The sequence below is a fragment of the Streptomyces sp. NPDC006385 genome, assembly GCF_040612485.1.
In the GTDB taxonomy this organism is placed as follows: domain Bacteria; phylum Actinomycetota; class Actinomycetes; order Streptomycetales; family Streptomycetaceae; genus Streptomyces.
The window spans coordinates 1-14431 of record NZ_JBEXQG010000077.1 but is presented as its reverse complement, the minus strand read 5'-3'; the positions used below and the strand labels follow the sequence as shown (position 1 = coordinate 14431).

The 14431-nt window shown below is 70.2% G+C and carries 9 protein-coding genes and 2 pseudogenes; 5 read left to right on the top strand and 6 right to left on the bottom strand.

Features of this window, described 5'->3' with window-relative positions:
• Positions 1 to 149: 149 nt before the first annotated feature.
• From ABZ078_RS37120 to ABZ078_RS37110, 3 genes are all read right to left on the bottom strand, one after another.
• Positions 150 to 1574 (bottom strand): Gfo/Idh/MocA family oxidoreductase, encoded by a 1425-nt coding sequence (locus ABZ078_RS37120; RefSeq protein WP_356582822.1) that lies wholly within the window; start codon positions 1572 to 1574, stop codon positions 150 to 152.
• A 354-nt stretch (positions 1575 to 1928) separates the two neighbouring features.
• Positions 1929 to 3329: a hypothetical protein gene (locus ABZ078_RS37115; RefSeq protein ID WP_356582820.1), complete on the bottom strand. Its 1401-nt coding sequence runs from the start codon at positions 3327 to 3329 to the stop codon at positions 1929 to 1931.
• A 38-nt stretch (positions 3330 to 3367) separates the two neighbouring features.
• Positions 3368 to 3838 carry a GtrA family protein gene (locus ABZ078_RS37110; protein ID WP_356582818.1) on the bottom strand — a complete coding sequence of 157 codons (471 nt, stop codon included), beginning with the start codon at positions 3836 to 3838 and terminating at the stop codon, positions 3368 to 3370.
• Between the two features lie 92 nt (positions 3839 to 3930).
• Between ABZ078_RS37110 and ABZ078_RS37105 the strand changes: the two genes are divergently transcribed.
• Positions 3931 to 4929 (top strand): glycosyltransferase family 2 protein, encoded by a 999-nt coding sequence (locus ABZ078_RS37105; RefSeq protein WP_356582816.1) that lies wholly within the window; start codon positions 3931 to 3933, stop codon positions 4927 to 4929.
• An 80-nt stretch (positions 4930 to 5009) separates the two neighbouring features.
• On the opposite strand, the gene ABZ078_RS37100 is transcribed toward ABZ078_RS37105, so the two are convergent.
• Both ABZ078_RS37100 and ABZ078_RS37095 read right to left on the bottom strand, forming a co-directional pair.
• Entirely contained in the window at positions 5010 to 6656 is a 1647-nt protein-coding gene (locus ABZ078_RS37100; protein ID WP_356582814.1) for a sigma-70 family RNA polymerase sigma factor, read from the bottom strand.
• A 544-nt stretch (positions 6657 to 7200) separates the two neighbouring features.
• Positions 7201 to 7944: a class I SAM-dependent methyltransferase gene (locus ABZ078_RS37095; protein ID WP_356582812.1), complete on the bottom strand. Its 744-nt coding sequence runs from the start codon at positions 7942 to 7944 to the stop codon at positions 7201 to 7203.
• Positions 7945 to 8226: 282 nt separating this feature from the next.
• On the opposite strand from ABZ078_RS37095, the pseudogene ABZ078_RS37090 reads away from it, so the two are divergent.
• A pseudogene (locus ABZ078_RS37090) lies at positions 8227 to 8466 on the top strand (hypothetical protein); the annotation flags it as partial.
• Here the strand turns inward: ABZ078_RS37090 and ABZ078_RS37085 are convergent.
• The gene (locus ABZ078_RS37085; RefSeq protein ID WP_356582810.1) at positions 8403 to 9701 is read right to left on the bottom strand and encodes a DUF4241 domain-containing protein; all 1299 of its coding nucleotides are present in this window, start codon (positions 9699 to 9701) and stop codon (positions 8403 to 8405) included. The pseudogene ABZ078_RS37090 and the gene ABZ078_RS37085 overlap by 64 nt on opposite strands.
• Before the next feature lie 405 nt (positions 9702 to 10106).
• Between ABZ078_RS37085 and ABZ078_RS37080 the strand changes: the two genes are divergently transcribed.
• The 3 genes and pseudogenes from ABZ078_RS37080 to ABZ078_RS37070 all read left to right on the top strand — a co-directional run.
• Positions 10107 to 13058 carry a hypothetical protein gene (locus ABZ078_RS37080; protein ID WP_356582808.1) on the top strand — a complete coding sequence of 984 codons (2952 nt, stop codon included), beginning with the start codon at positions 10107 to 10109 and terminating at the stop codon, positions 13056 to 13058.
• A gap of 318 nt (positions 13059 to 13376) precedes the next feature.
• Positions 13377 to 13883 carry an N-acetyltransferase gene (locus tag ABZ078_RS37075; RefSeq protein ID WP_356582806.1) on the top strand — a complete coding sequence of 169 codons (507 nt, stop codon included), beginning with the start codon at positions 13377 to 13379 and terminating at the stop codon, positions 13881 to 13883.
• 294 nt (positions 13884 to 14177) lie between these two features.
• Positions 14178 to 14303: pseudogene (locus ABZ078_RS37070) on the top strand (hypothetical protein); the annotation flags it as partial.
• Positions 14304 to 14431: the final 128 nt, after the last annotated feature.

Here is a 14431-nt window from a genome sequence, read left to right as displayed (position 1 = left end):
CCCGGCTCGGCCGGTGATCCCGAAGATGACCCCGAAGGTGATCCCGAAGGTGATCCCGAAGCCGAGCCCGGTCTGTTTGCCACCGACGCTGTTCGAGGAGCCGGGCATGGTGCCGCCGGATCTTCCCAACCGCGGTGCGTCGCGTCGGGTCAGCCGACGGGCGGCATGTCTGTGGGGCTGGAGTCGAGTCCGGGCCGTTCACCGGCCCAGGCGCCTCGGGTGAAGTCGGGGATCTCGACCGGGAGGCCGTTTCTCGCCAGGGACGCGGCGCTCAGCGGGACCGCCGCGCACCAGGCGGCCGAGTCGTACACGTCGATGTCGGGCACCAGCCCGGCGCGCATCAGCTGGACGGTGCGCCACTGCAGGACGTAGTCCATGCCACCGTGACCACCGTTGTTCGCGGCGTCGTCGCCGACCTTCCGCCACAGCCAGTGGTCGAACTCCTTGCGGTAGTCGGCGAAGTCGCGCCAGGTGTGGCCGCCGTGGTCCGGTTCGAGATAGACGCGCGCGCCGGTGGGGGTGGGCCCGGCGTAGTCCTCGACGATCCCGCGGCTGCCGGCGAGGGTGTTGATCCTGCTGTACGGCCGGGGTGAACTCACGTCGTGCTCGGCCCGGATGATCCTGCCCTTCTCGGTCTCGATGAGGCAGGTGACCAGGTCACCGTTGATGTACGTCTCCTTCCAGGACGGGTGGTCCCGGGGGACGAAGCGCTCGCGGTAGTCGGCCAGTCCCTTCGGGGCGGTGGCGGTGGCGCGCAGGGTGGTCATTCGGTCGCCGCGGTTGATGTCCATGGCCGCCGCGATCGGGGCCAGCCCATGCATGGGGTACAGGGACGCGGTGCTGCGGGTGTGCCACAGCCGCCGCCAGGAGTCGGTGTAGTACGTGTCGGAGAAGAGGAGTTCACGCAGGTCGTGGAGGTAGCCACCGTGGCCGTTGGTGATGTCGCCGAACAGGCCGGCGTGCGCCATCCTCAGCATGGCCAGTTCGTTGCGGCCGTAGCTGCAGTTCTCGGCGAGGAGCAGGTGCCTGCGGGTGCGCTCGGAGGTGTCGACCAGGTCCCACAGCTGGCGCAGCTCGGTCGCGATGGGAAGCTCCACCACCGCGTGCCTGCCGCTCAGCAGCGCGGCTCTGCCGTGCTCGTAGTGGAACTCCCACGGCGTGGCGACGTACACCAGATCGATGTCGTCACGCCGGAGCATCCGGGCGTAGGAGTCGGCTGATCCGCCGTATTCAGCGGGGCGGGGCTCGCCTTTGCTCACCAGCCGGTCGGCGGCGCGTCGCGCGCGGTCGGCGCGGATGTCGCAGACGGCGGTCACGGTGCAGCCGGGTACGGCCGCCCAGCCCGTGACCATGCCTCCGCCGCGGTTGCCCAGGCCGATGACTCCGACGCGGACGGTTCTGTGGACCCCGAACGGCACGCCGGTCATCGACTTCTGTCCGGGACGGCGACGGGGCGCCTGATCGGTCGCGGCGGACGCGGTCGGGGCCGCAGCGGCCATCCCGGCCGCGAGCGCGCCGGTGGCGACGGCTCCGCCCAGGAGCAGTCGGCGTGAGACAGCGGGCGTTTCGGACATGACGGCAACACTCCTTGGTGGGGTGGCTTGCATCACTGCCGGGGCACTGTCGGAACTTCGGGCATGACTTTGCGGGCTTCGACTGCGCATGTCAATAAGTGCTTGCAAGGGAGCAGTTCCGAGCACGATCGAGCATTGAGCGATCGTCAGGCCGTACCACAGGCCCCGGCTGCGCACGCGATCAGGAAAGCGACGGCCCGTCGGCCGCGAAGGTCGAAAACCGGCCAGCGAGCCAGCACTCTCGCTCGCCGCAGCAGGGGCAGGGACAGGGGCAGGGGCAGGGGCAGGGGCAGGGGCAGGGGCAGCCGATGTTGTCGGCTCAGCGGGCTTTGGTGACGTTGGCGGCCGAGCCCGCTATTCGAGCAGCTTGGATTGCTTTCGACCGGCCCTGACCGGTCCTACCCGGGGATGGGGCAAGGCGGTTCTGTCACGGTCCAGCCAGAGCAGCAGGAGGCCGAGGGTGCAGGCCAGTGCAGGCCAGTAGACGTAGCGGTAGTTCGTCGCCGGCATGATGGGCAGGTAGCCGAGCACGTAGGCCGCCGAGCTGATGCCCAGCGCCCGGATCGGCAGGGAGAACGTCCCCCTGCCCGGACGGATGGCGAGCACGAGCGCGGCAGCGAGCCAGAACCACCCACGGAACAGCGGCCGTACGTCCGTGGCCGCGCCGCTGACGTACGAGTCGAGCGTGTCCTCCAGCCAGGGGTGGGCCACCTCCATGCCCAGGTCGTTGCCGCTGACGCCCGGGTGGTACGGGTAGCCGGTCTCGAAAAGCAGGGACGCGAAGAGCCGCAGCCGGTACTGGAGATAGCCGGGGACGTGTCCGCTCATCTCGTGCAGCCACAGGGATGTGATCTGGTCCGAGTCCCCGGTCAACCCGTCCGCCGGGCGTTCGTAGCAGGCCCAATAGGCGTCCGACAGGACGCCCTCGCGGTCACACTTCTCCGCGGCGGCCACCAGGCGGTCCCTGAGGTCCGGCGGTACGTTCGCCGAGCGCAGTTCCTCCGCGGTGAGGACGTGGACCAGGTCGTCGAGCATGATCTGCGCAGCCTGTTTCGTCTGTACGGGCCGTGCCATCCAGGAGATCGCGGTGGTGGGCAGGACGAGGCAGGCCACGAGTGCCGCCGTGCATGTGGCCCATGTGCGGCGTCCGGGGGCCCGCCACAGCGCGAGGACGAGCAGGACGAACACCGGAATCGCGGCGAAGAACGCGTTCTTGCGCACGAGCATGGCGTAGGCGAGGAAGATCACGCCCAGCCAGAGCAGACCCCAGCGCATCGCGGTGGGGGGCCGGCTGTCTCGCTGCCGCAACCGCAGCCCGACGAACGCCACCGCGCTGGCGGCGAGCAGCGCGACGGCCACATGGACGTCCTTCCACACCACACCGACGAACGTCACAACGGGGGGAGTCAGACCGAGACCGAGGACGGCGAGCGAACCCGGACGGCTTGCGGTCAGTTCCCAGACGCACCAGGCCACCACCCACAGCACACCCCAGAAGATGACGGACTGCAGGACGGCCATGGACGCGGGCGTGCCGGTGACGGCGATGAGCGCACGCCACACCAGGCTCAGCACGGGCGGGTGCCAGTCGGTCAGTGGCGCCCTGCCCATGGCCTGCCGGAGTTGGTCGATGCTGTCGGGACTCATGTACCCGGGGGCGAAGACGACGGTCGTGGCCAGGCAGCACGCCGCGGCGAGAGCGGCCAGACCCCAAACCCAGAGCTTTTCACCCTGAATCCGTACCTTTTGTCCCATATGGCAAGAGGCTAGCAGCGTCGACGGGAGCGTCTGGATCAGGGCGCGACGAACACGTAACGCCGGTAGGCGAAGAAGCGGAACAGGGTGGCGAGGCCCCAGCCGAAGAGGCGGGCGACGTTGTCGCTGAGCACCGATTCCAGCCCGAGCAGATGCCGTGAGGCGAAGACCGTGCCCGCCGTGATGGCGACGCCGACGATGTTCGCGAACAGGAACAGGGTCAGTTCCTGAGTCAGCTTCTCGCGATGTTGGTGGCGGTAGGTCCAGTAGCGGTTCCCCACCCAGCTGAAGATCGTCGCCGTGCCCGTCGCGATGACGGACGCCTGGACGGGGGCGCTCCGCATCACCCCGCCCTCCGCGCCGCCGGGGAGCCCGAAGACCAGCAGGTTGTAGCCGCCGTTGTCCATGACGAAGGCCAGTGCCCCGACGATCCCGAACTTGGCGGCCTCGCGCCAGACGTCCCGGACGGCGCCACGCACACGCAGCGTCACAGATGCGAGAACCGGCACACGGCGAGAGTAACGACACGGCGCGTCCTCACCACCCAGACGCGCCCATATCGCATTATTTCCTGATGTATTCGCGCCGGTTCGGATGAGGAGTGGCCGTGGAACCCACGATCGCGTGTGTCGTGCCGTGCCACAACGAGGAGGCGGCTGTCGGCACGGTGGTGCGCAGACTGAGGGCTGCCCTCCCCGAGGCCGACATCTATGTGTACGACAACGCCTCGACCGACCGCACGGTGGAGGTCGCCCGTGAGGCGGGTGCGATCGTCCGGGACGAGCCGCGCAAGGGAAAGGGCAATGTCATCCGGCGTGCCTTCGCCGATGTCGACGCCGACGTCCTGCTCATCATCGACGGTGACGACACCTACGACGCGTCCCGGGCCCGTGACATGGTGGACCTGCTCTTCGAGGGGCCGTACGACCAGGTGGTCGGCGCCCGCCGCGAGACCGTCAGCGCGGCGTACCGGGCCGGGCACGCGATCGGCAACAAGCTGCTCACGGGTGCGGTGCGGTCCCTGTTCGGCAACGACGTGACCGACATGTTGAGCGGCTTCCGGGTCTTCTCGCGGCGCTTCGTCAAATCCTTCCCGGCGCTGGCCCGCGAGTTCGAGACCGAGACCGAGATGACCATCCATGCCCTCCACCTCCGGCTCCCCACGGCGGAGGTGGAGGTGGACTACCGGGTCAGGCCCGCCGGGAGCGAGAGCAAACTGCGCACGTGCCGGGACGGCTGGCGCATCCTGCGGGTCATCCTCGATCTCGCGCGGCGCGAGCGGCCCTCGCTCGTCCACACCGTGGTCGCAGGTCTGCTGGCCCTCGTCTCGGTCGTCCTCGGCATCCCCGTCATCGCCGAGTTCGTCCGCACGGGCACCGTGCCGCGTATCCCCACGGCGATCCTCGCAGCCGCGATCATGACGATCGCGACGCTCGTCCTGCTCGTGGGGTACATCCTCGAGTCACTCATGCACATGCGTCAGGAACAGTCCCGGCTCGTGCACCTCGCCTACGCAGCGCCGGTCCGCACCCCTCGCCACACCAGGCAGGGGGTCGGCACCGGCCCCGTACCGGTCCGGAACACCCCCGGCAGCTCCTGATCCAGCGCGCGTTCCCGGAGCAGAGCGGCCGACCGCAGGTCAACCGCGTCACGATCAGACAGGCCCGCCCCGTTCACGGCTCACTGCTCGGCGCCGAAGTTCTGCGTCCACCAAGGGCCGCCAGGACCGTCTTGGATGCCGACCCCGATGTCCTTGAACGAGCAGTTGAGGATGTTGGCCCGGTGGCCGGAGCTGTTCATCCAGGAGTCCATCACGGCCTCCGGCGTCCGCTGGCCCTGGGCGATGTTCTCCCCGTAGGTGGACCAGCGGTAGCCCGCCGCGGTGATGCGCTGCCCGGGGTCGGCGCCGTCCGGGTTGGTGTGGTCGAAGAAGTCGCGGGCCTGCATGTCCGCGGAGTGGCCCTGCGCGGACTTGTTCAGCAGTGCGTCCTCCGTGAGCGGACCGCAACCAGCGGCCGCACGTTCCTCGTTCACCAGCGCGACCACCCGCCCGACAGTGTCCGTCGGGGCCGACTGCGCCGGGGGCGCACTGGCCGAGCTCCGGTTCGGCCGGGTGGGCGGCCGGGAAGCCGGCGAGGCCTTCCTGGACGGTTCGGAGGTCTTGGAGGGCTTCGCCTTCTTCGACGGCGAGGGGGACGACGACGGCGACGGCGACTCAGACGCCGGCGGGGAGGTCTCGACGGCGCTGGACGCCGAGAGGTCCGCTGCGGGGGCGGCGGCCGTCCGCGTCGCGGTGGCAGCTTCCTCGGTCCTGGTTCCGGGGTCGGTGTCGAAGTACCAGAGGCCGCCGCCCGCCACACAGGCCGCCACGACAGCGCCTCCGACGGCCCGGCGTCTGACACGCCGCCGCCGACGGGCCTCGCCGCGGGAGACCGCCCGGCCGCTCGCGGCGCGCTGCCCTGCCCGCGTACCCGCTGGGGCCGGGCCTGCGGACTCGGCCGACGAGGAGGCCGAACCGACCGAGGCCATCGCGTCCGAGGCGGCCAGCACTCTTTCCAGCAGGCTGGGCGCCGCGGTGACGAGCGCGAGACCGGCCAGGAGCCCTTCGGCGGGCATCAGCCCACTCCACAAACCTGAGCAATAGACGCAATCGCGAGTATGTCGGGCTATTCGCTTGCGCCACAGGGCCGACGGCCGACCGTCCCAGGACGCCAGCAGCCCCCGCAGTTCCTCGCAGGGTGGCCGCGCGTCGAGCGCCCGTACCACCACCCGGGCCGCCTCCAGTTGCGCCTTCATCCGCTGCACCCGCACCGCGGTGTGCTGCGGCGACAGTTCCAGGGCGGCGGCGACCTCGGCCCGGGTCAGCTCACCGGCACACTCCAGCCACCACAGCGACAACAGCCCTCGGTCGTCGGGCTCCAGCCAGCGTGTGGCGCGTGCGGTCTCCTGGCGCTGGCCGGACAACTGGAGCCGCACCATGGTCAGGTCCACGAAGTCGGCACCCGGATCCGCCAGGTCCGCCGCCGCCTCGACGGAGCCCGCTGCCGCCTGGCGGTCCCGCCAGTGCGCCCGGACCTGATTCATCGCGATCGCCACGAGCCAGGAACGGAAACTCTCGGGATCGCGCAGCGAGCCGAGCCCGTCGAGGGCACGAAGCATGGTCTCCTGCACCACGTCGTCGACGTCGACAGAGCCGTTCAGAGCCCTCCCCACCACGTTGTAGACCAACGGGAGGTACGCACTGACCAGGGCGTCCTGAGCTTCCGGCTCGCCACCGCGGGTAGCGATCACCAGTGCTGTCAGTTCCCTCGTGCGTTCTGCACTCATCAAAAACTTCCCTGTCCTCGACGCCGAACGATGCTGTCCGATACCTGGGAGATCGATCGGGAGGCCGCAGATAACAGTTCTTCGGACGCTTGTTCCAGGAGAGACTCACGGGGCAGACGGAGCGGCGCTATGGGCAACGTCACATCCAGGGGCGGTGGACTTCGAAGCGTCGGCTTGGAGGCTGCGGAACATAGGCATATGGGCGCCTATGTCGCGAGGAGGGCATCAAGTCCGGTGGGAAGGGGCGGAAGCGATGCCCACAGCGTTCCACGGGCGAGAGGGGCGAAAGGCGCCTCGTGTCGGCGAAGCCGCACCAAGGTGTCCCTCGGGGCGGCTTCGCCGTAGGGCCATAAGGCCATCGGGCCATAGGGCCATCGGGCGCCATCGCCGACACCTACAACAAGGGCCTCCACCAGGACACCGGCCAGCCGGGCACCGTCGGCGGCCTCGCCCCGGTCACCCGGCCCGCTGCGGCGACCACGCTCCGTCCCGAGGTCCTCCGCAGGGCGTCGGCCGTACGCGAGGTCCGGCCAGTTCGTGCCGGTCAGGCACGGCAGCGCAGCATCTCCAGCGGCGGGTGGGCGAGGAGGTCCGCCCAGAAGTCCTCGCCGAACTCACGAATGCCGGCTTCGGACACCTTCAGCGCAACCCACTCCACACCACTGAACCCGGCCGCCCGCAGGCACTCCTCGTAGACCTCGCGGCGCGGCGCCGTGGAGACAATGGTGATCGGCTGCGGGTCGAGCAGAGCCGTGACCCGCACGCGCGGACCCGTCTCGATCTCCTCGCCGGTCGGCTCGCAGCGAAACCCGTACTTGTCCAGGGACGGACAGTCGAACCGGTAGTCGGGCTTCTGGGCGAGCACGAAGAACTCCCCGCCCGGCACCAGGCTCTGGTGGATGTTGCGGCACATCCGCTCCATCGCGGCGATGTCCTCGGCGTAGTTGAGGCACTGCACTCCCACCGCGATGTCGAAGGGCCGGTCGAGAGACCGCAGTTCGGCCACATCGCCGACCTCGTAGCGCACACCCAGCCGGTCACGCTGCTCGATCTCACACGCGGCGGCGACCATCTCCACGGAGATGTCGACACCGAGGACGTCCGTGGCGCCGCGCCGCTTGAACTCCCTGCTGTAGAAACCGGTGCCGCACGCCAGGTCGAGAACCGACTTCCCACGCACGTCCCCGACCATGGCCAGGAAGCTCGGCACCTCCCCGTAACGCATCAGCGGCAGCGACTTGAACCCCTCGAACGCCTCACCGATCGCGTCGTACTGCTGCACACTCACCGCGTTGTCCTCCTCTGCGCCTCGTCCCGTACGTGACCACGCCGGCCTTGCGGATGCACAGGCTCACTTCGGGGCGCGGTCGTGGCAGAGAGTCTCCACCGCCCGGTCCGGGCCGCCGTACTGGCGGAAGACACAGAGAAGCCGACCGGGCGACCTCCGATCACCCAACGGTCCTGCGACAACCAGTGGGACTCCAGCCGTACGAAGCGTCGGCGTGCGCGCCTTCACCTCGAACCTCGATGCTCCACCAAGCCCGGCATGGCCGGCGAGCGCGTCTTCAAGCGCGTCTTCAAGGCGCATGTGCAGGTGAGGGCGTACGACCCGGCCGACGAACTGCTCCAGCGGGCGTGGGGGTTGCCGGCCGAGGCCGGGGGTTCACGTGGTGAACCACTGCGGCTCCGGGGGCCCGCGCCCGGCAAGCACACCGGCCTCGAACCCGATCGGTACGTGCGGCAGATTCACGCCCCGGAACGGCTGGGGCTCGGAGAGGAGTGGCTGGGAGCGGTGTGCAGCAGCTCCTGACGGCGCAGGATCAGCATGTCGGCGACGAGGCATGTGACCTCGCCGTCGGTGTCCCGGCCGATCCACACCGGGTAGGCGCCGTCTCCCATGCCGCTCGGGTAGACGATGAGGTTGCCCCCGGACTCCGCGTCGTCGAGGACGAGGATGCCGTCGGTGCTGTCGTCGCCGTCCGGCACGGTGTTCTCGCCGCCGGTGAGCCTGTCGGCCGCCACGGCGTCGACGAAGCAGCCGGTGCCGGTGTCCACGCCGAAGCCGTAGAACTCGCCCTCCCGCAGCGTCCGCGGGTCCTCACCGGGACGTAGCGCCATCTCCCAGGCAACTGTCGGTTTGTCGGAGACCAGGATGCGCGCCCCGGTGAAATCCTCCATGTGCAGCGACTTGCCCCAGTGCTCGGTCGGGTAGGCCGCGGTCGCGATCTGCATGCGATAGCTGCCGGGCGGCACGACCACCGTGAACGGCTCGCCGGGATCAGTCCAGCCGGGGTCGCAGGCGACGACCCTGCCGGTCGGCAGCCGAAGCGATCCGGCGTCGATGACGCGCTCGACGACGTACGGGCCGGTCGCGTGGTCGTCCGGCGGGGAGAACCGGGTGCCGCAGGTGAACATCTCGTCGAGGTGGCGAGGGCGCAGGGGGCTGGGCGGACTCCACGTGGGGCCGTCGGCGTGAGCGTTCTGCTGGTTTCGCACCGGGGCGTCCTGGTGAGGGGGTTCCCCCGGTGCGTCCCGCAGGGTGAGGTCATCCACGAGTTCGCCGGTCGCGAGGGCCACCGCCCATCCCCAGTCGCCGAACTCGGAGATCGGCAACCAGCGCTGCTCGTCCGGCACATCGGCCACGGTGTGCAGCGAGCCGCCTCCGATCCCCTTCGGTTCGGAGATCTTCCCACCCTTGCCGTCCGGGTAGAGGTCGATGAGGACGCGTCCCGCGTGGTCCGCGAACTCCTTCATGTCCTCGGTGTCATACCGCCACTGACCGATGTGGCGGCAGAAGATCCGACCCGGTTCCAGGCGGCGCAGGTCGAGCTCGCGGGTGCGACGGCCCTGGTTGTCGTACGCCCACACGCCCAAGTAGTCGTCCGCCCACGCGATGTGCAGCACGGCGACCGGCTGCGGACGCCGTCGCTCGCGCAGCACCACCGCGTACCGCTCGCCCGCGGCGTCCCTGCTCGCGGCGAGCTCCCGGCTGATGGGGCCGAGGACCGTGCGGGAGGCGGCGTCCCAGTCCTCTCCGTACGTCACGTCAATGATCACGTTGATCTCAGCGTCGCAGGGGCCGGACCCGTCACAGCGGTGCTCGTGTCGTCCGGCCACGCGGTGCGTCGACGCAAGCTGCGGGCTGGCAAGCTGCGGGCTGACTCGGCTTCCCCGCCGGGTACGGCCGGTGCCGATGCCCATCGCCTCCGAGCGGGACGTGGCAACGTGGCAACTAGGCGACGTGGCAACTTCGCAACGTGGCCGCAGCGCGTCAGGGCCTACGCCCCCCACTCCGGACGATCGGCCGCACCCGCGATACCGCCTCCCCGATCCGGCTCCGTGATAAGTCATAAGAATCGCAACGTCTGTACGGTGCAGCGCGTTTCGGGATGGGTATCAGCATCGGATCCGGGAGGGCCGGGTCGGGCGGATGCGACGGGGGCGGAGCACGTGGCCAGAGAGGTATGGAGCGGCAGCGCCGGGATCGAGGCGGCTGATGCGGTGTTCGCGTTGATGAGACGGCTCATCGACAATTTCCGGGACAACCCGCCGGTGACGCCGCTGGTGGTGCTGCAGGCCGCCGAGGAGGACGACACCGGCGCCCTCGACCGACGGGTCGCGCAGGTCGTGGAGTTCGTCCGCCACGGCCATCAGCCGCGGGGGCTGATGGCCAAGCGGCTGGACGGCGGAGGCGGCGTGGACGCGTACTCCTCGGCGATCGACATGGTGCGCCAACTGTGCGAGCACCCCTGGGACAACCAGAACCAGTCACAGTACAAGCCGTTCGGCTTTCCGCGCTCGCGGCTGCTGCGGGCCATCGAGCAGGCCGCGCCGGAGGTCGGCGGGGAGGTGAGCACGGTGTGGTCCGCCGCCCAGCGCCGCGAACGGCTGATGCGGCGGCTGGCCGAGCTGCGGTGGCGGCCGGGGCGCGATCCGGACGATGCCGACGAGGACAGCCGCGTCTCGGCGCTGGCGGACACCGTCGGTGCGGTGGTGAACCCGTCCGGTTTCGTGGGAGCGATGTTCATCGCCTGCCTGAGTGTGCTGCTGGGCGAGGGCGGGTGGCAGACGGCCGTGTGGGGTGGTGCCCTGGCGCTGGCGGCGTTCGGCGTGGTGCACCTGCTGGCGCGCAGCGCGCCGCCGCTGCTGTGGCTGCGCCGAGCCAGCCGGTGGTTCGCGACCACCACGTTCCTGGCGCCCTCGAGCGACCGGCCGGAGGCCGCCGAGTGGTCCCGGTGGCGGCCGACGAAGTCCTGGGAGACGATCCGCGGCCGGGCTTTCGCCGTCGCCGAGCAGGTGGTCGCCGCCGAGGCCGGTGACATGACGGCCCGCCAGTTCCATTTGGAGCTGCGGGTGCTGGCGTTGCTGGAGGATCTCCGCGACAACTTCCGGCCGCGGACGATGGACCTGCGCCGCCGCAAGCGCACGGTTCCGCCCGTGGTGTACCTGCCCTGCGCCACCGAGGACGACGGCGGCCTGCTGTTGCTGCGGGCGATCAGCAACGTACGCAGCCGCCGCAGCGAGGTGGACCCGCTGCTGGTGCTGGCCGCGATCCCGGCGGCCGAGCGGCTGCGGCCGCCGGGTTCCGAGGAGCCGGGGCCGCTCGCCGCACCGCGTGTCGACGGGCCCGCGGATGACGATCCGGAGCGCGCCTTCGGAGCGGACGCCAGGTACCAGGAGTGGGTGACCCACCTCAACGTCGGCCAGTCCCCCGGGCGGTCGGCCGCGCTGCCGTGGATCCTGCGGATACCGCTGTCCGCCGACGAGTTGCGGCGCCGGCCCTCCGCACAGCACTCCACCACCAGGATCCGCCGTACGGCTGCCTGGCTGCTGTGGTCCAGGCCCTGTCTGGCGGTCGTCCTCGCCATCGCCCTCGGCCTCGGCTTCCTGGGCAACCGGTGGATGGCCCAGCGCTACTGCCAGGGCCGGCTGATCGGCTCCAACACGGACTCCGTCCTGGTGGGCGGCGAGTGCGTGGGGGTCGCGACCGGGGACGTACGGCTGGCCGCGGGCAACGATCTGGAGCTCTACGGTGCCGGCAAGGGCATCACCTTCGACGCCGTCGAGCAGGCGATCAGGGCCGAGAACGCGAAGATCGGCCCGAAGGACAAGTACGTGACGATCGTCTACGCCGGCCCGGTCACCGCGGCGGACCAGGCCGACACCCGCAAGGGGCTCGAGGAGATCACGGGTGTCTACCTCTACCAGCACTACGCCAACGTCAGCACCCACCAGCCGACGAAGATAAGGGTCCTGCTCGCCAACGCCGGCGAGAACATGCTCCAGGTGCTGCCCATGGCCCGGCACATAGCGGAACTGGCTCGGCGCGACCGGTCGGTCGTCGGCGTCGTCGGCCTGGGACGCGACACCACGGAGAGCGATGACGCCGTGGAGATTCTCAAGGGCGCGGGCCTGCCGGTGGTGAGCACCACCAACTCCGGGAGCCATCTGGCACGGCAGTTGTCGAACTGGTTCGGTCTGGCCGCCACCGACGAGGAGGAGGCGGACGCGCTGCTCGTCGTCGCCAGGCAACTCGCCCGGCGCTCGGACGGCGCCCGGGCCGTGGTGCTGGCCCGCAAGGTCGGCAGTGAGAAGGACTTCTACACGACCGAACAGGCCAGGGTGGGCAAGCAGATGCTGGACGAGGCTGGCTTCGCCCCACTGCCCTCCCAGTCGTACCGGCTGAGCCCGAACGGCGAACCGGAACTCACCGAGCCGGTCGAGGCGATCTGCGCGAGTGACCCCGTGCCCAGGGCCCTGTACTTCGCGGGCCGGGTGGAGGACGTGCCCAACCTGATGTCCCAACTGGGCTCCACGCCCGGCTGCTCCGGCCGGGAGATCACCGTGTTCACCGGCGACGACCTGGCCAAGAGCAACTATGAAGAGGGCGAGAGCCTGCGCATCCCGTCGGAGGTCACCCTCTACCACTTCGCGCTGGCGCCGATGGACCTCGTCGGCGCGACCAGGTTCTACCAGGACGCCCACGAGGCGCTCGTCGACCTGCTCCCCGCCGGAGCGTCGGAGACCTCGCTCGCCGACGCCGCCCGGCCCTGGGAGGACGCGCTGTTCTCCAGCGGCCAGTCGGTACTGGCCTACAGCGCCACCGCGGTGCTGTACCGGGCCTCGAAGAACGGCGACGCCCCGCAGACCGCCCCGGAGACCTGGGCCGACCTGCGCTGGCGCCCCAACCCGAACCTGCCGGTCGGCACGGTCAGCTTCGCCGGCAGCCAGCCGTACGCCGACCAGCAAGGACACGGCTACAAGATCGTGCGGGTGACCTACCGCGACCACAAGGTGCGCTCGGTGACCGTGTGCGGGCGACCGGCGGGCAGCGACGAGCCGCTCTCCCCGCCGCCGGGCCGTAAAGGCGCCGACTCGAACACGGTCTGCCGCGAGGAGTGATCCACCTGGTCGGCCGGGGGGCCTCCCGGTGGGCAGGGGTGTGCTGGATTCCCAACCACCTGTCGGGTCCGCCCGGTTGAGCCACGCCCTTCGCCTCGTGTGTATGCTGGTCCGGTACGTGTCGACAGACAAGCGACAGATGAGCAGAGCACCAGGGAGGTGGGGTTGATGACCGCGCTCGAGGCCACCATGCGCAGTGTCCGGGTCTCCCTCACGTCCCGGGCCGTGGCCTGATCTCATCCTGTCCGCCCCCGCTGGGAGCGTGAGCTCGCGGGGCGTCCACACGAACACCACTTCCGGAACGGATCTTCATCCATCATGCGCAACTGGATCACGCGCGCCGAGACCAGCGCCGACATCCCCGCCATCCGTGACATCAACCTGGCCGCGTTCGACACCTCTCTGGAGGCCGACCTCGTCGAGGCGCTGCGCGCCGACTCCTCCTGGATCGAGGGCCTGTCCCTCCTCTCCGCGGAAGAGAACGGCCGCCCCGTCGGCTACGCGCTGCTGACCCGCTGCCACATCGGCGACACCCCGGCCCTGTGCCTGGGGCCGTGTGCCGTGCGACCCGAGCAGCAGAACAGCGGCGCCGGCTCCGCGGCCGTCCGCGCCGCCCTCGCGGCGGCCAAGGACATGGGCGAGCACTACGTCGTCGTTCTGGGGCACCCGACCTACTACCCCCGGTTCGGCTTCAGCCGCGCCTCCGTCCATGGCATCGGCCTGACCATCGACGTACCCGACGAGGCCCTGATGGCCCTCACCCTGGACGCCGAGCACCCGCTGCCCAGCGGAATCGTCCGCTACGCCGCGCCGTTCGGCATCTGACCCACCCGCGGTGCGGGGCGCGGTCCAGCGCCCCGCACCGCGGTCCCGGCCACGCTACGGCTGCATGCGGCGTGCGGCGGCGTGCGGCGTACGGCGGCGTACGGCGTGCGGCGTGCGGCGTGCGAGGCCAGGAGCCGACCGGCGGTCTCGATGTCCTTGTCGAAGGCTCCGCGGGCCGTGCGCGGTGCCGGAGGCGCCGACAAGCTTCCGGCTCGCAGGAAGCAGACGCAGGCGCGAGGTGGCAGGCTGGCGCTACGGGCGGGACGCACGGGTGAGGCTCATGGATCCAGGCCGGTGCACGACACTCTCGCTCGCCACGTCTCCCTGAGTCCGGAGCACCTGGCCGACGCCTTGCTCACCCGCCTCGGCGTGGCCCACGGAGGACGCGACGACGTCGCTCTGATCATCGTCCGCCTGTGAGACCCGCTTGCCGTCCCCGGGGCCCGCAAGCCGACGCCAGGCGGAGCAGCCCGGAACATGCCGAGTACAAGGAGCAGGGCAGCCTCGCCTCCACGCTGGTCCAGCGCTACTCCAAGCTGACGGTCAAC